The sequence below is a fragment of the Methanosarcina acetivorans C2A genome (assembly GCF_000007345.1).
GTDB classification, from domain to species: domain Archaea; phylum Halobacteriota; class Methanosarcinia; order Methanosarcinales; family Methanosarcinaceae; genus Methanosarcina; species Methanosarcina acetivorans.
Genome location: NC_003552.1, coordinates 5,128,179 through 5,152,971, shown reverse-complemented (window position 1 = coordinate 5,152,971; position 24,793 = coordinate 5,128,179). Strand labels below are relative to the sequence as shown.

At 41.4% G+C, this 24,793-nt stretch carries 22 protein-coding genes and 4 pseudogenes; 13 read left to right on the top strand and 13 right to left on the bottom strand.

The window, feature by feature from the left end:
• The first annotated feature begins 465 nt into the window (after nt 1-465).
• Both MA_RS22080 and MA_RS22075 read left to right on the top strand, forming a co-directional pair.
• A complete protein-coding gene (locus MA_RS22080; RefSeq protein WP_011024110.1) occupies nt 466-1,407 on the top strand; it encodes a reverse transcriptase N-terminal domain-containing protein in 942 nt (313 codons plus the stop codon).
• The gene (locus tag MA_RS22075) at nt 1,340-2,824 is read left to right on the top strand and encodes an IS1182-like element ISMac1 family transposase (protein ID WP_048065935.1); all 1,485 of its coding nucleotides are present in this window, start codon (nt 1,340-1,342) and stop codon (nt 2,822-2,824) included. Before MA_RS22080 ends, MA_RS22075 begins: the two co-directional genes overlap by 68 nt.
• Nucleotides 2,825-3,007: 183 nt before the next feature.
• Here MA_RS22075 and MA_RS22070 read toward each other — a convergent pair whose 3' ends face one another.
• The gene (locus tag MA_RS22070; RefSeq protein ID WP_226990684.1) at nt 3,008-3,778 is read right to left on the bottom strand and encodes a hypothetical protein; all 771 of its coding nucleotides are present in this window, start codon (nt 3,776-3,778) and stop codon (nt 3,008-3,010) included.
• 247 nt (nt 3,779-4,025) lie between these two features.
• Between MA_RS22070 and MA_RS26090 the strand changes: the two genes are divergently transcribed.
• Nucleotides 4,026-4,708 (top strand): IS1-like element ISMac16 family transposase gene (locus tag MA_RS26090; RefSeq protein WP_085984861.1). Its coding sequence is split into 2 segments (ribosomal slippage): nt 4,026-4,346 and nt 4,349-4,708, totalling 681 coding nucleotides; the frame shifts between segments, so codons are not numbered across the junction.
• A gap of 399 nt (nt 4,709-5,107) precedes the next feature.
• On the opposite strand, the gene MA_RS22055 is transcribed toward MA_RS26090, so the two are convergent.
• The gene (locus tag MA_RS22055; RefSeq protein WP_011024107.1) at nt 5,108-5,644 is read right to left on the bottom strand and encodes a UPF0228 family protein; all 537 of its coding nucleotides are present in this window, start codon (nt 5,642-5,644) and stop codon (nt 5,108-5,110) included.
• A gap of 380 nt (nt 5,645-6,024) precedes the next feature.
• Between MA_RS22055 and MA_RS22050 the strand changes: the two genes are divergently transcribed.
• Entirely contained in the window at nt 6,025-7,143 is a 1,119-nt protein-coding gene (locus tag MA_RS22050) for a right-handed parallel beta-helix repeat-containing protein (RefSeq protein WP_052279214.1), read from the top strand.
• A gap of 54 nt (nt 7,144-7,197) precedes the next feature.
• Nucleotides 7,198-7,683, top strand: coding sequence for a hypothetical protein (locus tag MA_RS22045; RefSeq protein ID WP_011024105.1), 486 nt, complete (start codon nt 7,198-7,200; stop codon nt 7,681-7,683).
• Nucleotides 7,684-7,758: 75 nt separating this feature from the next.
• Here the strand turns inward: MA_RS22045 and MA_RS22040 are convergent, their stop codons facing one another.
• The 5 genes from MA_RS22040 to glnA form a co-directional block, all read right to left on the bottom strand.
• Complete coding sequence (locus MA_RS22040; RefSeq protein WP_011024104.1) at nt 7,759-8,796, bottom strand: Coenzyme F420 hydrogenase/dehydrogenase, beta subunit C-terminal domain; 1,038 nt, start codon at nt 8,794-8,796, stop codon at nt 7,759-7,761.
• A 6-nt stretch (nt 8,797-8,802) separates the two neighbouring features.
• Entirely contained in the window at nt 8,803-9,546 is a 744-nt protein-coding gene (locus MA_RS22035) for a hypothetical protein (protein ID WP_011024103.1), read from the bottom strand.
• A gap of 2 nt (nt 9,547-9,548) precedes the next feature.
• A complete protein-coding gene (locus tag MA_RS22030) occupies nt 9,549-11,060 on the bottom strand; it encodes a glutamate synthase-related protein (RefSeq protein WP_011024102.1) in 1,512 nt (503 codons plus the stop codon).
• Entirely contained in the window at nt 11,057-12,109 is a 1,053-nt protein-coding gene (locus MA_RS22025) for a class II glutamine amidotransferase (protein WP_048065933.1), read from the bottom strand. The genes MA_RS22030 and MA_RS22025 overlap by 4 nt, the downstream gene beginning before the upstream one ends.
• Nucleotides 12,110-12,920: 811 nt before the next feature.
• On the bottom strand, nt 12,921-14,264 hold the full coding sequence (glnA, locus tag MA_RS22015) for a type I glutamate--ammonia ligase (protein WP_011024100.1): 1,344 nt from the start codon (nt 14,262-14,264) through the stop codon (nt 12,921-12,923).
• Nucleotides 14,265-14,627: 363 nt separating this feature from the next.
• Between glnA and MA_RS22005 the strand changes: the two genes are divergently transcribed.
• Nucleotides 14,628-15,110 (top strand): TspO/MBR family protein, encoded by a 483-nt coding sequence (locus tag MA_RS22005; RefSeq protein WP_011024098.1) that lies wholly within the window; start codon nt 14,628-14,630, stop codon nt 15,108-15,110.
• A 258-nt stretch (nt 15,111-15,368) separates the two neighbouring features.
• Here MA_RS22005 and MA_RS22000 read toward each other — a convergent pair whose 3' ends face one another.
• The 3 genes from MA_RS22000 to MA_RS21990 form a co-directional block, all read right to left on the bottom strand.
• Nucleotides 15,369-15,593, bottom strand: coding sequence for a DUF1059 domain-containing protein (locus MA_RS22000; protein WP_011024097.1), 225 nt, complete (start codon nt 15,591-15,593; stop codon nt 15,369-15,371).
• Nucleotides 15,594-15,730: 137 nt separating this feature from the next.
• Nucleotides 15,731-16,039: an Hsp20/alpha crystallin family protein gene (locus MA_RS21995; RefSeq protein WP_048065931.1), complete on the bottom strand. Its 309-nt coding sequence runs from the start codon at nt 16,037-16,039 to the stop codon at nt 15,731-15,733.
• 80 nt (nt 16,040-16,119) lie between these two features.
• Nucleotides 16,120-16,419: an Hsp20/alpha crystallin family protein gene (locus MA_RS21990; RefSeq protein WP_048065930.1), complete on the bottom strand. Its 300-nt coding sequence runs from the start codon at nt 16,417-16,419 to the stop codon at nt 16,120-16,122.
• Nucleotides 16,420-16,563: 144 nt separating this feature from the next.
• On the opposite strand from MA_RS21990, the pseudogene MA_RS21985 reads away from it, so the two are divergent.
• The 5 genes and pseudogenes from MA_RS21985 to MA_RS27675 form a co-directional block, all read left to right on the top strand.
• Nucleotides 16,564-17,058, top strand: a pseudogene (locus MA_RS21985) (IS5 family transposase); the annotation flags it as partial.
• 63 nt (nt 17,059-17,121) lie between these two features.
• Nucleotides 17,122-17,651 (top strand): annotated as a pseudogene (locus tag MA_RS27680) (IS1634 family transposase); the annotation flags it as partial.
• A gap of 789 nt (nt 17,652-18,440) precedes the next feature.
• Entirely contained in the window at nt 18,441-19,007 is a 567-nt protein-coding gene (locus MA_RS21975) for a hypothetical protein (RefSeq protein WP_011024095.1), read from the top strand.
• Between the two features lie 292 nt (nt 19,008-19,299).
• A pseudogene (locus MA_RS29055) lies at nt 19,300-19,468 on the top strand (ISH3 family transposase); the annotation flags it as partial.
• A pseudogene (locus MA_RS27675) lies at nt 19,468-19,656 on the top strand (IS1 family transposase); the annotation flags it as partial. The pseudogenes MA_RS29055 and MA_RS27675, both read left to right, overlap by 1 nt.
• A gap of 80 nt (nt 19,657-19,736) precedes the next feature.
• On the opposite strand, the gene MA_RS21970 reads toward MA_RS27675, so the two are convergent.
• The 3 genes from MA_RS21970 to MA_RS21960 all read right to left on the bottom strand — a co-directional run bounded on the left by MA_RS21970 (nt 19,737) and on the right by MA_RS21960 (nt 22,014).
• Nucleotides 19,737-20,168, bottom strand: coding sequence for a hypothetical protein (locus tag MA_RS21970; RefSeq protein WP_011024094.1), 432 nt, complete (start codon nt 20,166-20,168; stop codon nt 19,737-19,739).
• Between the two features lie 87 nt (nt 20,169-20,255).
• A complete protein-coding gene (locus MA_RS21965; RefSeq protein WP_048065926.1) occupies nt 20,256-20,603 on the bottom strand; it encodes a P-II family nitrogen regulator in 348 nt (115 codons plus the stop codon).
• A gap of 1 nt (nt 20,604) precedes the next feature.
• Nucleotides 20,605-22,014: an ammonium transporter gene (locus MA_RS21960; RefSeq protein ID WP_011024092.1), complete on the bottom strand. Its 1,410-nt coding sequence runs from the start codon at nt 22,012-22,014 to the stop codon at nt 20,605-20,607.
• Nucleotides 22,015-22,925: 911 nt separating this feature from the next.
• Here MA_RS21960 and MA_RS21955 point away from each other — a divergent pair.
• Nucleotides 22,926-23,927: an ATP-binding cassette domain-containing protein gene (locus MA_RS21955; protein ID WP_011024091.1), complete on the top strand. Its 1,002-nt coding sequence runs from the start codon at nt 22,926-22,928 to the stop codon at nt 23,925-23,927.
• Nucleotides 23,924-24,757 (top strand): ABC transporter permease, encoded by an 834-nt coding sequence (locus tag MA_RS21950; protein WP_011024090.1) that lies wholly within the window; start codon nt 23,924-23,926, stop codon nt 24,755-24,757. The genes MA_RS21955 and MA_RS21950 overlap by 4 nt, the downstream gene beginning before the upstream one ends.
• Nucleotides 24,758-24,793 lie beyond the last annotated feature (36 nt).

The following is a 24,793-nucleotide window of genomic DNA, read 5'->3' as shown; positions in this document are numbered from 1 at the left end:
AACGGGAAGGTGTGAAGCCTACAGGACAATGTGGAGAAGAATAGAACCCTGATCTATACAATCTGCTAGGGAAAAAGCCGCCATGGAGAAGCAAACGCTGAATCATCGAAAGGATCGTCATGATGAACAAGTGAAAACAGGGTGATACACTTGAGCCAAAATGGCATGGAACCTGGTCATCTTGGTGATTTCACAGGATGTCAAACGGACGGAATGGTTCCCGGTCTAAAGATGGCTCCTAAAGCGCCGAAAAAAAAATTATCTCCGATACTGAACTTGGTAACCCGTATACATCCCTCCAAAAAGAGGTATGGAGGTCGCGAGACCCACAAATAATGTAGACGGGAGAGGATGTTTCAAAAAGCGAACGCCTGCCTGCAATTGACAGGATAAAGGTTTATGCCTTAGCCTGAAAGGGCGCTGACTTGAAACAGGTGTTTCACGGCAAAGAAGGGAGGTATACCAGTGAAAGTGCAGCATTCAAAGACGCTTCATAGCGAGAAGCGCACTGACCGGAACCTTGCCAATCAATGGAATTCTATTGACTGGAAAGTAATAAAATACCGAGTTAACCGGCTACAGACCCGGATTGCAAAGGCAACACACAATAAAAACTGGAATCTGGTTAAAAGACTCACATACTTGTTAACTCATTCCTACTCAGCTAAACTGCTCGCAGTAAGAATCGTTACACAGAACCATGGCAAACGAACTGCTGGTGTTGACGGTCAACTTTGGACTACTGCATCTGACAAGATGCAGGCAGCACTTAGTCTTTCAGACCGACACTATCGAGCACATCCACTACGCCGTATCTATATCCCCAAACCAGGAAAATCCACTAAACGTCATCTATCCATCCCTACCATGAGTGATCGAGCTATGCAAGCACTGTACTCTCTAGCTCTTCAGCCCGTAGCAGAAACTACTGCTGACACTCGATCCTTCGGTTTTCGTCTTTTCAAATGTGCACAGGATGCATCATCATATGCATTCCGATGCCTTTGGCGAGATACATCAAACCCCTGGATCCTGGAAGGAGACATCAAAGGATGTTTCGATAACATTTCCCATTCCTGGCTCAAGAACAATATCCCAACTGATAGTTCAATCCTGTCCCAATTCCTTAAGTCCGGTTTCATTTTTGATGATACTTTCCACCATACTGATAAAGGTGCTCCACAAGGATCTATAATCTCTCCCCTCCTTGCGAATATGACATTAGATGGGATAGAAAAACTCCTTAATGCAGGTTGTCTCAAAACTATACTCTATCATACATTTGGGTCAGAAACCCGTAATCTTTATCTTTTTTACAAAACAAATTCCAGTGTTTCCCATGTTTCGAAAGTACGATCAAAAGCAGCAGTTTTTACTTCCGTTAGACCTGGAAGATTTTGTTCCTGAAAACCATATCGCCAGAGTACTAAACGACATCGTAGATGTCGTTGATATCACTGCTATTGAATCCACTTACTCTAAGGAAGGCTGCCCAGCCTATCATCCAAGACCTCTTTTAAAAATATTACTTTATGGTTACCTTATAGGCATTAGAAGTTCACGTAAACTGCAACAAATGACTCAAACTGATACTGCATTTATGTATCTGGCAGCCATGCAAAAACCTGATTTTCATACGATTTGTCGATTCCGTTCAACTCATCTTGGCCCTATAAAAGAAATCTTTTCCCAGGTTGTCACATTTTGTAAAGAAATGGATATGATTGGTTCCAGTATCTCAATTGACGGAACAAAGGTTAAGGCAAATGCTTCATCAAGACAGAGCAAGAGTTCGGATGCTCTCGAAAAAGAAATAGATAAGATACTTAAAGAGAGTATTGAGACAGATAAACATGAAGATGAAATTTATGGTGATTCAACACCATATCAGATTCCAGAAGAGCTTGTTGACAAGAAGAAAAGACTGGAAAAAATAAAAGCTGCTAAGAAGAAGCTTGATGAAGAAAAGCTGAAAAAAATAAACATCACAGATAACGATGCTCGAATTATGAAGCATAAAGATGGAAGCAAGAAACCTTCCTACAATTGTCAGGTTGCTGTTGATGAAAAAGAGCAAATAATCGTTGCAGCAGACGTTGTCAACGAAGAAAACGACCTTCATCAAATAGAACCAATGATACAGAATGTAAAAAACACACTGGGATATAAACCAACAATAGTACTTGCAGATGCAGGTTATTTCTCATATGAGAATCTGGAATTTTTACAGGAAGAAGGCATTGATGCTTATATTCCTGACAATTTCTATAAAGCTGAAAAAGAAGGAAAAACCAGGAAGTTCAGGAAGTCTCTTTTTACATACGATGAAGAAAAAGACTGCTATTATTGTCCGGCTGCATTTGAAATTCCCTTTACAAGAATTCAAAAGAGGAAAGGTGAACCTGATTTAAGGTGTTATGTATGTAGCTATTGTTCTCAGTGTGTGCTGAAAAATGCATGTACTAAGAGTGGAAAAAGGACAATAACAAGAGATCCTAGGGAACATTTGATGGATGATATGAGGGATAAACTGAACACAGAGAAGGGGACAGAAAAGTATCAGAAAAGAATGTCTACCGTAGAACCTGTGTTTGGTCAGATGAAACAGGATAGAGGGTTCAGAGAATTCTTATTGAGAGGAAAAAGGAAGACAGGAATTGAATTTGTTATGATGTGTACTGTACATAATATAAAGAAAATAGCAGACTTTATAAAAAGAGAAGGGAAAAACCTGAAAAGTATGCTGAAAATGATAGTTGGAGGAGGAAGTAAAGGATGGAATAAAGGGGGAATTCGAGCGAGAATAACAAATACTCTATGTTGACCCATGAAAATTATCTCTCATTGTTGAAATGAAATAAAAATTGAAATGGGTATTACCCAATTGTACAATTTAAAATGGTTATGAGACAGCCTGTCCTGGTGTTTTTTAAGCACCTAAAATTTAGTTGAGACTCGAAAGGCAACAGGTTACCAATCTCCAGTGTCCTGGAGTTTTCAAACTGCATTATCTTTTCTTGAGCCTCCATCCACCACACAGGCAGGCCAGACTCCCCAATAATCCGAAGCCTGGAATAGAGTTATTTTTGCTCGATTCATTTCTACCTGAGCTACTACCGATGCCAGATTCGGAATTATTATTTTTTGAATTATCAGATCCTTTTATATCTTCTTCAGGTATCGACATAAAAATAACTGGAACATTTGTCACATTTTGTTTTCTTGCCGCCTGATCAATGATCTGGTAGATTTCTTCAGCAAGAAAAGTTTTTTCTTCAGGAGACAAAGTTTCGTTAATCTCTACTTCCAATCTAATTCCTGCTGCGTATCTAATTACCTGACCTTGTTCCATATATGGAGTGATTTTTTCCTCGGTAGCATTAGCAATCTCAGACAGCTCATTCACCCACGTAATTGTCTCATTCTTATCTTTTAACAGAGGAATATTCCCATAAGCTGCAATGGTTTTATGCACTAGCATGACCGTTTTTTGCTTCATAACTTCTTCAAGTGTATATATCTCAGATTCAGAAAGATTCTCTGTACTTTCCCCAAACCAGTACCAGCGATTAATGCCTTCCAGGTAAATTACTTCCCTATAAGTTCCGTATCCGAATTCTACTGGAATATCCTGCATACCCATTTCTTCTGCAGAATTATCTATTAGAGAGTAGATCTCATCCATTAACTGCTCGTCAACATTGCCATACTTAAACAAAATTACAAAGCATCCCTTAGCATTAGCCCCACATGTCATTACCTCTCCATGAGGATACATGTATTTGGAGACAACAGTGTCTTTTATCTCATTACTAATTTCTTCAAGAGTAGAGTTCCAGTTTTCTTTTTGATCCTCAGTTTCCAGTACAGGAAGTTTTCCGTATCTTGTAATTACATTATTTCCTTGTGAGTACAGACCAAAAAAGTAAGTATAATAGTCAAAATCTACATTACTTATTTCTGAATTTTCAGGATGGCATTGGTAGTTAATTATAGTTATATATTATGAAAATCTATATTTCTGCATGAACTGCCCAAGATGCAAAAGTTCCAATCACACAAAAAACGGTATAGTTTGTGGACGTCAACGCTACAAATGCCACGATTGTGGATATAACTATTCAGTCGAGCTAAAATCAACTGCTAGTTCTCCTTTAGTTAAGAGACAGGCTTTGCAACTTTATCTTGAGGGATTAGGATTTCGTTCAATAGGACGATTTTTAGGGGTAAGTCATGTTTCTGTCCAAAAATGGATAAAGAAATTTGGTCAGGAGATAGAGGAGCTAAAAAGCGAAAATGAGATATCTATTGTTGAACTGGATGAGATGCACACTTACATCGGTAACAAAAAAAATATTGCTGGATCTGGATTGCTGTTGATAGAGTTGGGAAAAAATTCATCAACTGCTCTTTTGGTAGCAGAGGAACGAAAACTGGACAACTACTCTGGGAAAAATTAAAGAAGAAAGAGATTGGAGAAGTGATGACTGATCACTGGAGGGCATATGCAGAGTTTATTCCTGAAACCATTCATACTCAATCCAAAGCAGAAACGTATACAGTTGAAGGATATAACGGCATACTAAGGCACTTTCTGGCAAGGTTGAGACGAAAGACAAAGTGTTATACGAAGAGTCTTGAAATGCTAAAGTACTCTGTTCTTCTATTGATGAAACACAGAAATAAAGAGTTATCTATATTTAATTAACAATCCCTTCAGGATTATTACTTTCCGGCGAAAGTTGCACTGAATCATCAGCAGATGCAGGAAATATTAAGATCCAAAAAAATAGCAGTAACGTTATCAATAAAGTTTCAGATTTTTTCATCATACAACTGCTCCATGTTTAATTAACTAAAGAAAGACAAACTAATCCCAACATTTTATAATGTATAATTCCTACTTCGATGCACGAAAACTTAAGCATTTGTGGCACTAGAAATTAATCATGAAAAACATCAACCGTGTAATGGTGGATTACATATGTACCTTCAAAAATGAAAACTCCACTTTGAATAGCAAAGAAAAAGGGGATTAAACCGGCACTTATAGAACTATCGTTGCACTGTCTCATTATTTCTATAGTTCTAATTCAGTACAGGGTTTTTACCCTACAATATCATCCAGACCTACAATCAAAACTTTCTCATTTGTTTCGAGTTCGTTTTTTATCCTGATTGCATCCCTCTCCAGAATACAATTCTCTCCAACAACCCAGGGCGCTGATCCATCTCCAAACTGGATATAACACACAACAGCCTTTTTCAACTGAAGGTTATTTTTTTCCAGCATTGCGAGAACATTTTCATCTGGAACAAATTCTTCAGATAACATAATTATGTTATAATTTCCTTTTTTGATTTCAACTACAGAAGTCCAGTTTTCATCTTTCCTTAATTCATATATTTTATCTTCATCAACTTCTATGTAGTACATTCCTCGCCCAATATTAGAATTATAGTCTATGGTATAATTCACGGGTATGTCGTAATTTTCAAGAATGGCTTTAACTTCCGCCTCACTAGTTTCATTTTCAAATTGAATAAGTAAACCAGGTGTTTTAACTTCTTGAGATTGCATCATCAGTGCTAAGAAGGTTAGAAGAGCAATAAAAACAACTACTACTTTGCTAATTTTATTCACATCAATCACCGAAAAAAATGAGGAGTTTTAACTCCTCACATATATACGTTTAATTTCAGAACCTAATGCTTACCAATAAGGTATACGGAAATACTTCCAAACTCCATAAACTCATTTTTACTAGTTCTTTTAATGTTTTATGGCCAAATCATCTAACTATCAATCTAATTCCTCTATAAATCTCAAAAAAACTCGGATTTTAATTTATATATCCTGTCAGTTGGATGACTTGGCCACAAATTAATTATAAAAGTAAGTTCATGGAAAAATGAACATTTAAAAAGATATTTGGTAGAGTTCAAACGAACTTTCTAGAGTAGATTTGAACTCCACATGTCAAAGGTAAGAAAGTCCCGGTTTTTAATTTCAAGAGGTTGTATATGAAAATAAAATTCTGTTATCTGATAACCTTCATCTTTTTGTTAATCTTTGCCGGTACAGGGGCTGCAGACACAATTTCGGTAGATGACAGCGAAGGAGCAGATTATACCTCTATACAGGAAGCTATCGATAACGCGACTTCAGGAGATACGATTCTCGTCTATCCCGGCACGTATGAGGAAAACGTGAATGTGAATAAAGAACTGGCAATCAAGTCTTATTCCGGAAATTCCGATGAAACGATTATCCGGGCTGCCAGCTCGAAAGGCGACGTTTTCCATGTGACTGCAAACAGTGTAACCATCAATGGACTCCAGATAACAGGTGCCAAAACAGACGAATACGGGGAAGATAAAACCGGGATCTATTTAGAAAATGTCAGTAAGGCTCTTATAAGCGGCAATAATATTTCATCAAACAGTTTTGGTGTTTATCTTCTTGATTCTTCTAATAATACTCTTGCCAATAATAGTGTGTCCATGAGCCGGATAGGAGTTTTGCTATGGAACTCCAGCAACAACAGGTTGAATAATAATATTTTAAACCTGAATAATCATTATGGCATACTTCTTTATGAATTCAGCAGTAACAATGAACTGAGTAATAATACTGCAAATTGGACTTATGCAGGATTTGGAATTGAGCTGTTTTTTTCTTACAATAACACGCTTGTTAATAATACCGCGTCAAATAACCGTATTGGTATTTCTTTGATAGAAACCGGTTATGACTATCTTATAAATAACTCCGCCAGCTCAAACGATTGGAGCGGTATAAATCTCCAAAGCAGTAACAATAACAGTCTGTTAAACAATGTCGCAAATTCCAATAATATCAGTGGGATATTTTTGATAGATTCTTCTGGCAATATACTGGACAGCAATTATGCTTCGAATAACACGGGGTATGGGATAAACATCAATAATTCCAGCAGGAACAACATTCTAAAGAATAACATTGCAAATTTAAACGGCAAAGAAGATCTTATTTTTAATGATTCTGAAAACAACACAATAACCGGGCCGAGAGAGGAAGTTCCTTTTCCGGGTTCTGAGCTGGCAGGTGTTTCAGTCCTGCTCACATATCTGATTTTTGGCAGAAAAGTGCGTGGGAAATAAAAGTTATAGAGGTATATTTGTTATAAGAATAAACTAACTTCCAGGGGTTTTGTATTGAAAGTCAAATTAAAAATTATTTCGTTGATCTGTTTTTTGATTATTGGCAGTTGCGTTGGATGTATTGGTCAAGAATCAACCGGAAATTCTTCAAAAACATCAAATGACAGCACAGATGCATCTGTAAGTGAAGATGTAGGTAATTTGAGTATTAATTTCTCTGCCATACCCGTTCTTCCCCCGTACAATGAATCTGAATCGGAATGGCTCAAAACAAATGCATCTCATGTGGCTCAAATTGCACTTAATGACAGCCGTGCTAAACAAATGACCCGGGAAGGAGCAACGATTGTAGGCGTGGTTTATTCCTGTCATCCAACTCCTGAAGGTTACGCCGGATCCGGGTGTGCTCCGGCTTTGAGGATACGGTCAGAAAACAGGATAGTAGATTTCCTTGTTGACGAAGAAGAAGGGATAGTAGTTGAAACGGTTACGGAAATTACCTCAAATAGTAAATTCCCAGGGGAATGGTTTCAAATATAATCCAGGTTTGCAAAAAAAGAACGTAAAAAAGATGGAGTTTGTTGGCTCCATCTAAATTCGATTTTGAGGTAATTTTTATTCTTGTTTTCTTGCCAGCTTCTTTGTGGCGAGTTTCTCGATGATTCCCAGGTTAAGCTCGCCGCCTCCTATGCTCAGCTTTCCGTTGGCAACTGCGTTTTCCAGGAGGTGCTGTCCTACCAGGGTACGGACCACAAGGGTGGTGTATCCATTAGGACTCCCCACTGCGCCGGCGGAGATGTCGGCTGTGAGGGCGGTAAAGTCCGTGCAGACTGCACAGCCGGGGCGGACGGTGTCTTCGAGTTCGGCAAGAGGGATCACGTATTGGGTCCCGTCGTTAAGGGTGATTTCGAGCTTGCCTTTGACGTCAATGCGGCAGACTTTCATGGGCTCGAGGGCGTACTCGCTTTTCAGCTTGCCGGCAATGAGTTTTTCGTAGTCGAAGCTTTCGGTACAGAAAAGCCCTATTACGAAGCGGATGGATTTCTTGTAGGGGCTAATCAGCTGGTGGTCGGATTCAAGCATCTTGCGGACTGCCTGGACCACACAGGGGACTCCTACCACTGCTACGTTCCTGTACTTTCGCTTTACGACGGCTTCTTTGAGGGAAGAGACAAGGGGGACCCACCAGTTGTAGCGGCTTCCGGCCTGTCCTACGAGGACTTCACTTGAGGTGATTACCATGGAGCGCGGCTTGAGGGTCCAGGGGTCTTCGGTGACGGTGACCACGGCATCCACAAGGCCGGTGTCGAGGGCGTTTGCAAGGATTGCAGTTACTGCTCCTCCACTCTGCTTTCTAGGGACGTCGAATTCTGCTTTTCCGGTAGTGATTTCCAGGTAGTCTCCCAGCAGGCTTGAAGACTGTTCGTCCAGTCTCGGGCAGACCTCGTAGCATGCTCCGCAGGGCACGTCGTCAACAGCTGCTTTGCAGTAGTTATTGCTCTTAGGATGTGTGGAATCGCCGCCTGTTTCGAAATACAGGGCGTCAGCAGGGCAGACTGCAACGCAGGCCCCGCAGCCTGAGCAGAGGCCGGTGTCCCAGACTTTTGATTTCAGGTCAAGGTAACTCTTACTGATTGGTTTCTTTTCTGCCATTTCTGATCACTCCCAGACGTATTTGCTTGCAAAAGGCCGGCTGCTTGCAGGTCCGATCTTTGTGTAATTTGTGTCCAGGAACTCTGTGGAGTCATACCCGAACTGCTCGCAGAAGCTCTTTATAATCGGGGCTATGCGTTCCAGGTCAGCTTCCGTAAACTCGAATTTCTTGGCTCCGACCCCGAGCAGATAGTCATCCACTTCCCCGCGGATAATAATCTCTCCACCGTGGATCCCGCTTCCGATACCCCGGTCAGTCATGGCTTTTTCCTTGCCTATCCCAAGCACCAGCACAAGGCCTCCGGCCATGTATTCCCCAAGGAAGGAGTGGGCTGTGCCCCCTACGACAAGTATGGGTCTGGCTTCCACTTCATACTGTTTCATGTGGATGCCGCCGCGGTATCCGATGTTGTTCCTTATAAAGACCTTGCCTCCCCTCATACTGTGGGCGACCGCATCTCCTGCACTTCCGTGGATCACAAGCATGCCGCTGTTCATTGTGTTTCCTGGAGCATGTTCGGCATTCCCGTTGACTATGCAGGTAGGTCCGCTCATGAACATTCCCAGGTCTCCTCCGGGAACCCCGTTGATTATGATGCGGACATCGCCTCTAACTCCGTCTCCGATAAAGCGCTGTCCGAGCACGTTGTCGATTATAATCTCTTCCGTCCCATCCGCAACTGCGGCCCTGATTTTCTGGTTTAGGGGGGTGTAGTGCATGCCTTTAGCATCAATTCTTACAGTCTTCATATTCAGGCCCCCGCTGGCAGTACGTCCAGGATTTTAAGCATTCCTTCATCTAGCATGTATCCGCGCAGGCGGTCCCTGTTTCCGCGCAGGCTTTCTATACTGTTGATGCCTGCTGCGCCCATAAGTTCGCTGAGTTCCAGGGTCCAGCCGTGTATCAGGTTTGAAACCTGTGCTGCTCCGGCTTCGGGGTCAAGCCTGCTCACAAGATCCGGGCGCTGGGTAGCAATGCCCCAGGGGCAGAGGTTTCTGTAACAGTTTCCACAGACTCTGCATCCCAGAGCGACAAGGGCAGCAGTTCCAATGTAGACTGCATCTGCTCCGAGTGCAATGGACTTGGCAAGGTCGGCACTATTCCTTATCCCTCCGCTTGCGATGATGGAAATCTCATTTCTGACACCCTGGTCCCTGAGTTTCTGGTCGACGCTGGCAATTGCAGCTTCGATAGGAATTCCCACATGGTCTCTGAAGACCTTCGGGGCTGCCCCGGTCCCTCCGCGGAACCCGTCAATGACCACTGCGTCTGCAGAGGAACGGGCAATGCCTGCGGCGATGGGTGCCACATTGTGCACGGCTGCAATCTTCACAAAGACCGGTTTCTTCCATTCGGTTGCCTCTTTCAGGCTTCTGACAAGCTGGACAAGGTCTTCGATGCTGTAAATGTCATGGTGAGGAGCAGGACTGATGGCGTCACTGCCCAGAGGGATCATACGGGTTCTGGAGACCTCTTCGTTTACCTTTTCTCCGGGGAGGTGTCCTCCTATGCCCGGCTTTGCTCCCTGTCCGATCTTGATCTCAATGGCAGCACCTCTTTCCAGGTAGTCAATGTTAACCCCGAAACGGCCTGAAGCGACCTGTACGATCATGTGGTCCTGGTAGGGATAGAGCTCTTTATGCAGCCCTCCTTCTCCGGTCCCCATGTACGTCCCTGTTTCGGCTACGGCTTTTGCCATGCTGAGCTGGGAGTTAAGGCTGATGGCTCCGAAACTCATGTGCCCGATCATGATAGGGGTGTCAAGTTTCAGGTTGGGGGCCAGCTTTGTTTCAAGCTCGACGTCTCCACTTTCGGTTCTTCTGAATTTGAGTTTGGCCGGCTTCTTCCCGATATAAGTCCTGAGTTCCATGGGTTCTCTCAGGGGGTCGATGCTCGGGTTTGTGACCTGGCAGGCATCAAGGAGAAGACGGTCATAAATAATTGGAAGGTCCCTGACATTTCCCATCCCTGAAAGGATGATCTTTCCGCTGCGGGCCTGGTTAATGATATCTTCCCTGGCTTCCCGGGTCCAGATGGGGTGGGAACGGTAGTCTACGGGTTTTTCCGTAAGGGTGATTGCGTCCCTCGGGCACATTGCAACACAGCGAAGGCAGGCTGTACATTTCCTGGACTCGATCAGGATCCTGTCGCCTTCTCTTCTGTATACTCCGTAGGAACAATTTTCAATGCAGCGTCCGCAGTCCATGCACTGGTCGCGGTCAATGCTGACTTTATACTTTGGGGGTACACTTCCGAGCGTCATTCTATAAACCTCCCGATGATTGGTTCTCCTGCTCTGGGAGTGTAGACGTTCTTTACTTCGGGGTCAATGACCCTTATTGCTGCTTCTTCACTGGAAATATAAAGCTTGTTTTCATTTTCCCCAACTACAAGGGGGCGCAGTTTAATTCTGTCAGTAAAGCCTACAATCCCGTTATCTGTCCCTACTACAATAGCAAAAGGCCCGTTCATAAGGGCGGACCCGTAGGTCAGACGGATTGCCTTGTTTAATTCGGCTTCTTTTGCCGGCATGCGGTCGATATCGTCCCAGAACGGCGGGGCAAGAGCCCGGACAACCATCTTATGAGAAAGCTCGTGCTGCCTCCCGAGCAGGTCGAAGAGATAGGCTACAACCTCAGTGTCGGTAAAGAGGGTGCATTTGTACCCATATCCTTCCACATAGCGCTGGTTTGTACCGTATGAGGTAATTTCGCCGTTGTGTACCACTGACCAGCTAAGCAGGTTGAAAGGATGAGCTCCTCCCCACCAGCCCGGAGAGTTTGTTGGGTAACGGTTATGGGCAAGCCAGATGTACCCTTTGTAGTCTTCGATTCTGTAAAAGTTTCCTACATCTTCCGGCCAGCCGGAAGCCTTGAAAACTCCCATATTTTTCCCCGAGGAGAAAATTGTGGCACCTTTTACATTGGCGTTTACTTCCATGACGATGTACGTGACAACGTCTTTTTCGGAATCCATTCTTCCTTCCATCAGGTCTTTTGAGGGCTTGAAGAAGTATCTCCAGGGTATATGGACCTTTTTCAAACCTGGCTGGGGGGTTGTAGGGATCTCTTCCTGGTGAACGATTTCTCCCCAGAGATCGAGGATCTCGTCAACCTTCGTTTTTGGTTCTCCCAGGTTGTCAAAGAAAACATGAAGAGCATAATAATCTGCATATTCAGGATAAATTCCGTATGCAGCATAGCCTGCCCCGTCTCCACTGCCTCTTTCATTCATGAGACTTAGGGCGGCTTTTATGCTCGACCCGTCCATTCTGGACTTTGTTCGATCTATAAAGCCTATTATTCCACACATTTTGATCACTCTAGAAATGAATAGAAATGAACGCGATGTAGTACTTTTGCCAGTAATGTTTACTAATTTCTGCGGCTCATTTTTGAGAAATAGTCAAAAAATTTGCCAGCTGGATAAACTGGATTTCAGGGGATAATTCTATAAGTTCTCGTAAGTGAGGGGGATCTCTTTACTTAAATTAATTTAATTTTTATTATATATGTGATATGAATTCGTGATAGCTTTCCTGCCTTTGCTTTTAGTTATTTCAAAGAAACTGAGAGGGTCGCCACTAAGGGAAGTAAGTAATTTAGTACCTATTTGACAATATATATATGTTTCTTTTTTCAGAAGCAGAATTGCTTACAGTAATACTGCAAAGCATGACGTTTTAACCGCTTAATTTTTTCTTTTTTTCCTTGTAATATTGCCCGTATTTCCGGACAGATAGACAGTTATGACGTTGTCCTGCTCAGAGTTGCCAGCCTCTTTTACATTAGATTAATTTTTGATACTGCAGTCTGCCAAAAAAATAATGAGACAAACTTGAAAAGCGTGAACTGATATTGCAGGCTTTTCTGAGGAAAGCATTTTTATACCGAAATCCGTTTTCGGTCCAGTTTTTCAGAAAAAAATAGAAAACGCTTTATCCCAATAAAAGAAACCTCCCCTTTTCTGAAAAGAGCCATTCCGTTTTTTAAACAGAAGATGGTTTTTGGAGAGGTGGGACACACCTGCCGGATAAGGTGTGCAATCCGATTCTTATTAAACTCTTTTTTAGTTTTCATTACGGAATTTTATCCGGCTAACCCTAAATCAAAGGCGATTATCCTTACAGCATAGGGAGGTATTTTTCAAGTTCCCAGGGATGAACGATTGCCTTATATTCGTCCCATTCCATTTCTTTTGCACAGAGGTAATGGCTAAAGACGTGTTCTCCGAGTACTTCCTTTACGAACTGGCTGCCTTTCATCTCATCGATTGCTTCTTTGAGGTCTCCTGGGAGGGAGTGAATGCTTCTTTCTGCACGTTCTTTTTCCGTTAGGTGGAAAATGTTAACGTTTGTCGCCTCTCCTGGGTCGATCTTGCTCTTAATTCCGTCAAGCCCGGCTCTCAGCATAAGAGCAAAAGCCAGATAGGGGTTACATGAGGGGTCCGGACATCTGAGTTCCACTCTGGTTCCTTCTCCGCGGGTTGCAGGGATACGGATAAGGGAACTTCTGTTCTTTGAGGACCAGGTAATGTAGATAGGAGCTTCATATCCTGGGACAAGCCTCTTGTAGGAGTTTATCACCGGGTTTGTAATAGCTGTAAACTCTTTGATGTGGGACATCAGCCCTCCGATGTAATACATTGCATCCTGGGAAAGCTGCATAGGAGTGTCCGGGTCGTAGAAGGCATTTTTCCCATTTTTGAAGAGGGACTGGTTGCTGTGCATACCTGAACCATTTTCTCCGAAGAGGGGCTTTGGCATAAAGGTTGCATAGTATCCCTTGTGGTAGGCGATTGACTTTACCACGTATTTGAAGGTCACGACGTTATCGGCCGTGTTAAGTACATCGCTGAATCTGAAGTCGATTTCATGCTGCGAAGGTGCGACTTCATGATGAGAAGCTTCGATCTGGAATCCCATATGCTCCAGGGCATAGTCAATGTCTCTGCGTACATCCTGTGCACGGTCAAGGGGAGCGAAGTCGAAGTATCCGCCCTGGTCGGTAAGTTCCGTTGTCGGGTTTCCATTTGCATCAAGTTTGAAAAGGAAAAATTCAAGTTCTGGTCCTACGTTCATTGAGAAACCCATCTTCTCAGCTTCGCTGATTGCGGTCTTCAGGACATACCTTGGGTCTCCCTGGAAGGGTTTCCCATCGGGAAGGTATACGTCTCCGAGAATTCTGGCGACTGCGCCTGTTGCAGGTCTCCAGGGTAGGATCCTGAACGTTGAAGGGTCAAGCACGAGTTTCATATCGGACTCTTCGATCCTTGTAAAACCCTGAATCGAAGAACCATCAAACATTACACCGTTTTCAAAAGCTTCTTCCAGTTGTTCTGCAGGAATTGCCCAGCTTTTGATGATGCCGAGTGTATCCGTGAACTGAGTCCGGATAAACTTTACGTCTCGTTCTTTTACAGCCTCTAATACATCTTCTTTAGTTGTACACTTTTTCATCTGCACCATTTGATTTCATCCTCACTAGGCATTAGGTAACCATTTACCTATTTGTTCTTATATATATCTTTCTGTATTTTCCTATGAAATAGGGTACACTCAAAGCTCTAGACAGGACTAAACAAGCTCTAAAAATATTTATGTGGTTCATCCCCGACTTCGCTATGTATATTTCTATTATCCTGTATATAAATCTCATTCCAGGAGAAGTGAATTTCCAAGTAGGGTTTTATTTTGTCTCCTCTTTCTGGGAAATTTTTTCAAAAAACTCTAGTAAACAGGAAAAGAAAATTGAAGCTTTTTCTGACCTCAATATTAATTTTTCTAACCTTAATATTAATTAGCGTTGAAGTATAATGTTCCTGGGGGTATATGTCTCAGAAAGAAAATGTCTTCAGGTTTCTAGCCTCTATTATAATCTGTCTGTTAGCGGGGGTTGTCGGCTCTATATTCACATCTTCTTCTCTGGAAAGCTGGTACCCTTTGCTTGAAAAACCGGCGTTAAATCCTCCTTCCCGGGTCTTTTTCCCTGTCTGGACAGCGCTTTATATTCTTATGGGAATTTCCCTTTTCCTTATGTGGAAAAAGGGGTTGCAGGAAAAAGAAGTCAGGGTGGGGTTTTTTCTTTTCGGGTTACAGCTGGGCCTCAATATATTCTGGTCTTTCCTTTTCTTCGGACTGCAGTCTCCTTATCTCGCCTTTCTTGAAATTCTCCTGCTCTGGCTTGCAATCCTGCTGACGGTTATACAATTCTGGAAGGTTTCAAAGACAGCTTCCTATCTCCTTATTCCCTATCTTCTCTGGGTCAGTTTTGCGGTGCTGCTTAATTACCAGATCTGGGTTCTTAATACATGAGTATATGTTCTCATGAGTAATATTTCGGATAAGGATCGAACTTCTTAGTATTGAATAAGGGCTTTCGGCCTGAGCTCTATTCTTTGCTGAACCTTATTCACAAAAAATCGTATTCACAAAAAAAATCGTATTCACAAAAAAAATCGTGTTCACAAAAAAAATCGTGTTCACAAAAAAAATCGTGTTCACAAAAAAAATCGTGTTCACAAAAAAATTCTGAAAAAAGTCTGTACCGGGAAAACCCGGGTAAATATTGATTTAAAGGTCATCAGTATGGAGGGCACCGCAACCGCAGCTCCTTCCCAGAAGGGTTGATACGCGATGCTTCAGATGGTCGATATCGTCTTCGGACATCTTGTCAAGTTCTTCTTTATGTTCTTTTTCTATATGATCAAATATATCTTTTTCGACTTCTTCAAGCTCATTACCAGCAGCCATGAAGTTACATTTGAACCCCAGATCGCTGCACTTAACAATTTTCATAGTATCTCCTCTTGCAATAGAAATTGATCAAAATAGCTTATTCTATTCAAGTTAATTATAATAAAAATTGATTAGATATAAAATTAAGTCTTTTCAGGATTTTTTTCTCTTTCAGTGCTTTTTTTATCTTCAAGCTTTCAGTCTATAGGAATGTATCTGGCGCAAGCAAATCCTTCTTTATATGGAACTTTAATAGTGAGCATCCCATTACTGTTTACTGCAACGGCTTTTTCCGGGTCTACGGGCCCGTCCAGAAAAAAAGATCCCAGGTATTCAACAGTTTCGCTGTAGGCTTTAATGTAAAAACTGTTTTCATGCACCGCAAGAGTTATATGTTCGTTCATGACGTCTGGAAGTTCGATTTCTATAGTGAGGTTTTCATGTTTATCATCATGATACATGGCAACAATTGGAGTTTTTATTATCCTGGGAACTGGATTCTCCATTAAATGCTCCTCCTATAAGAAAAGTTACGCAAGTTAAAGTTGCTCAAGGGTTATGCAAGTTAAATCTCTTAAACATCCGTTTACTCAATTTTTACGTCCATTGCTTTTTCGAAAGGCTGTTGATAAGGTACGGTAACTTTCAGGACTCCGTTGGAATAGGTTGCAGTAGCTTTTTCAGGGCTTATAGGGCAGCATACTGCATAGCTGTCCACATACTCAACCCCTTCTTTGGTGGCTCTTATATAAAAACCGTCTTCCACAACCTTGAAAGAAATATTCTCTTTTTCTACTCCTGGAAGAACCACTTCTATCTTCAGATTTTCGTATGTGTCGTCTGGATATGCACAAATAGCTGGTGATAATCTCAAAGTCTCCGCCATAATATTCACCCCAAATAGAATCGCCAATTAAGTTATTTATATGTATCTATTTATTTATTTTTCACCATATTTTTATCTCTTTCTCTGATCCATAAACAAGATCTTTATGGAGGTTGGTGGTGTTTTTGTTCCTTATCCCGGATTCGAGGCAAAAAACGTGTTCATCTCTATCGAAAAATATTGAATGGCATATTCTATTTGCTACGTTCCGGTTGTGCCTGGTGAATGTTACCACACAAATTTCCCTCATGGCAAACTGTCTACCACTATTTCCGTCTTTGGCGTCTTTACGGAATTTGGGAGCGCATAAATGCTGCGCTAAGAACTGAACTGAAAATTGCAAATGGCAGAGAACCAGAATCGAGTGCAGCGATTTTGGATAGTCAATCGGTCAAAACCACAGAAACACCTGGAGTACGCGGCTATGATGCTGGCAAGAAAGTCAAAGGACGAAAGCGCCACATTCTGGTGGATACAACAGGGCTACTATTAATGGTTGTAATGGTTGTAGTTCATGCAGCGAATATTCAGGATCGAGATGGAGCTAAACTTGTTCTGGAACAAATTAAAGGAAAATTCTCTCGATTGCAGCTTATTTGGGCTGATGCTGCTTATGCTGGTCAACTGGTTAATTGGCTCTATCTGCTAGCTCTATCTTCTGAATTGTTTAGCATTGTTGATAATAATTTCCTGTTGAATCTCTACGAAATAGAATTTACAACCGTAGTAACCTACAAAGAAGGACTTACAAACTTCAAAAAAGCACTTATGAAACAAACAAATCAAAAATAATCAATCAATTGGAGAATTTGCAGGGAAGATTAGAAAGAAGTAAATGAAAAGAGAGAAACAGAAGCAGCGTAGAAAATTAGATTGCAGAAATCATTCTGAATAAAATTCAGGAACGTCACAAAATATGAAATAGTTGAAGCTATGGAAGGTGAGAAAAACCTCAGTTGAGGTTTTGGACTGATGAAAATAATAAAAAAAGTGTGAAAAAATGTTTGGAAAGAACATTTTGTTTACGGATAAGCAGAAGTGGCACACTAAAAAGATAGTGAAAACATATAACAATAAAAGTTTTGTTGAAGATTATTTTAAGTTGTTGAATGACCGTTTGTTTGTCCTTATAAGGATCAGTATATCATCATAAAGATGAGAATAATAAGGCTTTATGTGTTTTTGGCTATAATTGGCTTCTGCTTTTCTACAGATATTTGGCGTGGAAGACCTAAATCTATGTTTTTTCTATAAAACAGCTTGTTAAATATGGTGTTATTTTTTTAAAAATGGGTAATATTATGTAGTAACGTTGTTTAATTTATGACTCTGTTTCTTAAATATGTTGGCAAATAATGCTATAATGACACATTGTAATAATGTGGGTTATGTTCAAACTGACTTTATAGAGTCTGCTTGAATCTCGGAACATCCTGAGGCAAGGTTATGGTTGGCTTTGGCGATGTTAAGGTTTGCGTAATCCTGCCTTAAAATAAGAAGTGAAATAAAATGAAGGAACACAGAACCAACGTTTTTTGATATTGATCACAATGTTGATCATGAGTTCGATTAGCGTGGCCTCAGCCGATGTCTACGTCTCAGGCTGTAGTGCTGTCGATGATGGAGAAATCCGCTACGGAGGAAGTACACAATACACTACTGCTCAAGAGTACTCATTCGACTTATGGAATGATCTCTGTGAAGTCGATATTTTACCAGATACCATTTGGACATATGAAGATCTCCAATATGGTGACTATTACGACGAAGATGATACAACTGTTGGATGCTACCAACCTTTAGCAACATTCACAGATTTAATCAGATTCAATGTAATACTATTTCGACAGCTACACATCTAGTTACAAATGGCTGCTTCACACTAATTAGGACTATTAGAACATGCACTGGGACTTAACCACAGTAATCCAAACAATAAATGTGTGACTATCCAACAAGTAGAACCACACTCGGAGTAGACTATATAGTCTCTTATAATTATCTATATTAATTCTACAGGAATGAAAATAATGGAAAATAAATTTAATAAGCTATTCGCAGTCTTCATACTTGCAGCCATCCTAAGCACCATTGTTTATATCGCTCAACCAAATGAAACAGGTGATGATATACAAATCTCCTATGGTACTGCTCTCTATGCATACAATGTTTCTGATGACCGAGAACTAATTGGTGCTGCAACTGATGTATTCATTGGTAAAGTCATTGAGCAAGTTGGTAACTCCGCCGAGCCGTATGTCCGTACACATTTCAGCGTTGAGGTCTTAGAAACAATAAAAGGTGATGTTTCAGGAAAAGTTATCGTAAATCAAAGAGGTGGCTTCCAAACCATCAACCATGAAACATTTCTGCTTCTTACAGAGGGAGATGAACTCCTACAGCCAGGGGAAACCTATTTCTTTTGCACTAAAGGAAACGATGAAAGGGGATATACCTTCATTCCTGTATATGGAAACATTTTGATTAAAACTGAAGAAGATTACCAGAATACGATGAAGAGGTTCCAAAAAGCACTTGCTGAAGAGATTCCTGAAAAACTGCCTGATAAAAGAGAACAACAAGAGTAATTTTTTAGTAATTAAACCCAAATTTGACAGAAGCACACATTTTATAATGTTGAAATGGGCTTAATGCTTCTGTTTTCTTAATACAATTCAAAGTTTTGTCTTGCATCTTATGATTTTTGAACATTTTTTAATTTATTAAACTGTAGTGTGTCAATGCAACGTGTTTTGTGTAAGAAAATACTGTATTAATTAGCAGAATCTGTCAAATTAGGGATTAAATCACTTACGAATCAAAGTTTAATTAAAAAGCTATGGATCATGGAGTCGTTCACTGAACCAAAAAAACGACTCCGTGTTTGGTGCAGACACAGCCAGTAAAACTGGCTGTGTCTTAAGAACTTCTTAGTATTGCTAATATAATTTTACCTGCTGAAGCAAATTATAGCTATCAAGAGTTTCTTAATGTTTTACTTCATGTTGCAACATCTTCTACTAATTCTCTTGAGTCTGCAAGTAATAATGGTTGGAACATCAAATGAAGCTCTATTGCATTCATTTTTTCTTCTCTAGAGAGCATTGAGTAACGTACAAAGATGAAAGAGGAATTTAATGTAAAAATACACCTGCGAGAGAAGCAGGGATTACCGAGTCAAAGTGGACTTTAAAGGAACTGCTGACATTTAAGGGTTTCAAAACATCAATCGGATAAAGATTGACCATCAAAGAGATTAAAAAGAAAAAATATTGAGAGGCTCCTTAATAAGGAGCTTCTTTATAAAGGAGAATTTTTTAGAGTTTCAGGATTCCCAGATCAAGGCAGAGAGACAGGCAAACTGCTATTACTGAGAATAGCGAGATCACAAGGTAATTTGAACGCTCTTTTGATACGGAAAGGCTCCAGAGCAGATATTCCATTCCTTCAAGGTCTTTTTCTGAAAGTTTCTGTCTGGTTCTCACCTTTTCAAGCAGATCCAGGTCTTTTACTACACCGAACCTTCGCTTTGCAATGTGGTATCTGTGTGTGAAGAACCAGAGGTAACCTGTGACTCCAAGATACCATATAGCCTTTCCCCAGAACACACTGTAGTGATCTGCTATAATTATGCCCCTAAGCAGGATTGCAGAAACCAGCCCTACCCAGAAGTACAGGTTGATTACGGGCATTCCGTACCCGCGAGGGATCTCAAAGGTTGGAGTTTCCGATTTTGTTTTGGTCATCATGGTATCTTGCCTTATTCCTTGAATTTTTTCGTATTTGTTAATTAAGGTGAATAATTTAAGTGAAAAAGAAAGAAAAGAGGGGCCTGGTTAAAGGGCATCTCCATTCCTTTCTCCGGTTCTGATCCTTACTACGGTTTCAATTGGGATAACGAAGATCTTTCCGTCTCCTATTTCCCCAGTATAGGCCGTGCTCTGGATCACCTGTATAATTTTTTCGACCTCCTCTTCCGGTACAACCACTTCTACTTTGGTTTTTGGAAGGAGATCCACACAGTATTTCTTACCTCTCCATTGCTGCACAATCCCTTTTTGCTGACCACGACCTTTAACGTCGGTAACTGTCAGGCTTGGAAAGCCGGATTCTTCCAGGGCATCCTTTACCTGATGCAGTTTCAGGGGTTTTATTATTGCTTCTACTTTGCACATTTTAGTCATGTTATTCCTCCCTCATCAGGTATTCAGGGTACGCTCTGATTCCGTGTTCGCAGATATCCAGACCCATGATTTCTTCTTCTTCAGAGACCCTGAGCCCTACTACAGCATCAAGGATTTTGAAGATTATAAATGAGATCCCAAATGCCCAGACAATGGAACATAGTACTGATATCAACTGGATCAGCAACAGGCTAATTCCTCCTCCGTAGAAGAGCCCTGGCACTTCAGCAGCATATGCGGCATCTGCAAGGATCCCGTTCCCAATTCCGATCGAGAAAAGCCCTACAGAGATCAGGCCCCAGCTTCCGCAGTACCCGTGTACGGCAATTGCGCCTACAGGGTCGTCTACTTTCAGCGTGTTTTCATTGAACATGACTCCTGCATAGATTATTATTCCTGCAATGGCTCCGATGATAATGGCTGCCCAGTTGTTAACCGAACCACACGGAGCAGTGATTGCAACAAGCCCCCCAAGAAGCCCGTTTGCGGTAAGGGAAGGGTCAGGCTTTCCGGTTTTCATCCAGGTAATTAACATCGTCACAACAGCTCCGGCAGCTGCTGCCAGGAAGGTGTTGACTACGACCAAGTTCATGTAAGGGTCATTCCCGTCAAGGGTACTCCCACCGTTGAACCCTATCCATCCGAGGGCAAGGATCAGGGTTCCCAGGAAGGCGATGGTCAGGTTGTGACCCGGTATTGGCACGGCTTTTCCGTCTTTAAATTTCCCTATCCTTGCGCCCACAAGGAGCACGCCTGCAAGAGCGGAATATCCTCCGATTGAGTGCACGACTCCAGAACCTGCAAAGTCATGACTCGGGACTCCTATTGCCTGCACAATCGGGCTGTCGGCTCCGGTAAGGAGAGCAAGGTCAGCTCCGCTCCAGACCCAGTGTCCGTACACGGGGTAGATTACCGCTACCATCATGATACAATATATAAGGTATGCTTTGAAGTTAGTCCTCTCGGCCATTGCTCCAGAAACGATTGTTGCTCCAGTGGCAGCGAAGACCATCTGGAAGAACCAGCCATTCCAGAGTGCATTGTCGGCACCTGAAAGGAAGAATTGGTCAGTTCCTATAAGTCCAGCTGCATCGGCTCCATACATTACACCCCAGCCCACAGCCCAGTAGATCAGGATGCCGAGGACAATCGTCATGAAGTTTTTCATCAGGATATTGGCAGTGTTTTTGCTCCTTGTAAGCCCCGTTTCCACAAGGGAGAAGCCTGCATGCATGAAGAATACCAGTCCACTTGCCAGAAGCAGCCATACGAAAGTCAGTGCAGTCTGCACCCCTTCGATAGCTACTGCGTTTTCCTCTGCCGTTGCGGCAAACGCCGGCGAGGACAGCGCTATAAATATCATACAGATAATTATCAAGAATTTTCCTAGTTTTTGTACATTTTTTAACATACTATTCTTTTGCCTCCTTTTTCTATCGGCAACCGGTAAGTGCTTGTCTACTTCATTCTATTTATAAATATCGGTGAAGTTTTTAAATTTAATTGTCCTGTCCTTCAAATAAGTGCTTCTTTGCCTTCATTCTTAAAAATGTAATAATCTTCAGTTTCAGGTCTGCAATATTGCTAATCAAGCCTAACATCATTATCCTGCTATAGACTCCGATCCCCATTTGCTGTAAATGCCTGAAGTGGCTGCAAAAAATATGTATTTAACAAAAGATCAATATACAGGATACAATGTTCAGTCTTGACATATCTACAAAAGAGTCAGAGGAATTTCTATCTCGACTTTTTCTGGACTTTCGTCAATTTCCTGTCACTAAAATGGAGAGCTTGTAAATATGGATGGAAACTTACAACCTGATTTTCAATTTTAATGGATGAAAATTTACAAGTTCGTCTTAATTTTTTTGTAATTCCCTCTGCCTTCCTTTCCAAAAGTTTTTTGTTTTGCACAGTTAAAATTACTTCGAGTAAAGCTCCTTTATATTAAGATATCTCCTCCTTATTTATGATCCTTATTGAATAAAAATTGTTCTGGAAATAAAATATTTTCAAAAAACAAACTCGGAAATGTTGTTGGATCTTCAATCCCCCTAAAAATGGAAGATTAAGTAGAATTTTAAATATCTATCGGCAAGTAAAAAACAGAAAACAAAGAGCTTATAGGAACTTAGTTCAGAATCTTTATTTCCTAATTATATAAGCCATCTGAGTTACAACTACTTGTGTAAAACTATCTCGATATTTATCCAAACTTAATTGTTTCAATAATATCCTGAAACTCTTATCACTTCTAATTGGGGTTTAGTCAGAGTGATAGAGTAAGTTTAACACGGAGTGGGAAGGGGTTGATTATAGGTGACCGCAAATGTCATAGAGGTCAATGGTCTTGAGCACTCGTATGGCTCTGTTAAAGCTGTTGACAACATCAGTTTTGCTGTAAAAGAGGGAGAAATATTCTCTTTTCTTGGTCCAAATGGAGCGGGTAAGAGTACTGTAATTAATATTCTTACTACGCTTCGGAAGATCCAGAAAGGGGAAGCTAAAGTAAACGGATATGACGTGGAAAGGGAATCGAAACATGTAAGACAGTCAATAGGTATTGTTTTTCAGATGCTTTGCATCGACCATGAAATGACTGTATGTGAGAATCTTGAATACCACGGTAAGATCTATTCGATGTCAAAAAAAGAAAGAAAAGAGCGTATCGATGAGCTTTTAAAACTAATAGAACTGGAACACAAAAGGGATACCCTGGTAAAAGATCTGAGCGGGGGTATGAAGAGAAGACTGGAGCTTGCAAGGGGCTTGATGACAAAACCCGCAGTCCTTTTCCTGGACGAGCCAACAATAGGGTTTGATATCCAGACAAGGATGCGGATGTGGGAATATTTGAGAGAGATTAAGAGAGAAGGCACTACGATATTCCTGACAACCCACTATATGGAAGAAGCCGATCAGCTCAGTGACAGGATTAGCATAATCGATCACGGGAAAATTATTGTAACCGGGACTTCAGAAGAATTAAAGAATAAACTCGGTAAAGACCTGATTTATCTGGAAACTGACGATAATAACACCGTTGCAGAGATTTTAAGGACAATCGGATCGGTAAAAACCGTTACGGAAGATACCAAGTCTCTGAGAGTTATGATCGGGGAAGATGTAACTCACGTACTCCCTCAAATTATAGATAAGATACGGAAGGCAGGAATAGACATCACAACCATAAACATCAAGAAGCCTTCAATGGATGATGTTTTCGTCCATTACACCGGCCACGGCTTGAGGGAAGGAGAACCGCAGGAGAAAGTTGAAGGTTTAGAACCGATGGGAGAACCGATGGGGGTCTCGGCATGAGTTTCCAGTTTCGTGCCATATACTGGCGAGATATGCTGAAGTTCTTTAGATTTAAATCAATGCTTATCAGTTCATTGGTCCAGCCTGTGATGTGGCTGGCATTCTTCGGGCTTGCAATGTCAGAGAGTTTTGACCAGCTGACCTCTCTTGTTCCCCCCATGGAGGGAGTTCAGAACGTTGACTACCTTACCTTTATGGGCGCCGGGATAATTGCCATGGATGTGCTGTTCAGCAGCCTTTTCGGAGGCACTTCCCTCATGTTTGATAAAAAATTTAGCTTGCTGAGAGAAACTCTCGCAAGTCCGGTTCCCAGATTTCATATAATCCTGGGGGTCGGACTTTCCGGCGTGACAAAAGCATTTATTCAAACCAGCATGATAATAGGATTCGGGAAACTGATAGGAATGGATTTCTTTAAAGGATATACGCTTACTGAAACGTTAATCTCAATCATAGGCATCTTTTTACTTGTAGGGATTTTCACTTTGGGTTTTCTTTTCCTCTCAGGTTCTATTGCCATCACCATTGAGAACCCTGAAGGAATGCAGTCTATTCTTACCCTACTCAGTATGCCCTTGTTCTTTGTGAGCAACGCGTTATATCCCATTGAATCCTTCCCGGCTATTCTCAAATTCCTCTCAATGTTTAACCCGTTAACACTTCTGGCAGACGGAATTCGATACTTTGCTCTGGGAGATAACTTCACTGTAATCGGCATCCACTATGTGTATACACTATTCGATATCAGCATGTCTTTCCTGGGTCTGATGATCTTTGCCCTCGCAATGTTGGCCACATCCCTCTGGAGGTTCAATAAGGTGGACGTGTAAACAAACTACCTTGAATTTCTTTTTTCTTTCTTTTTT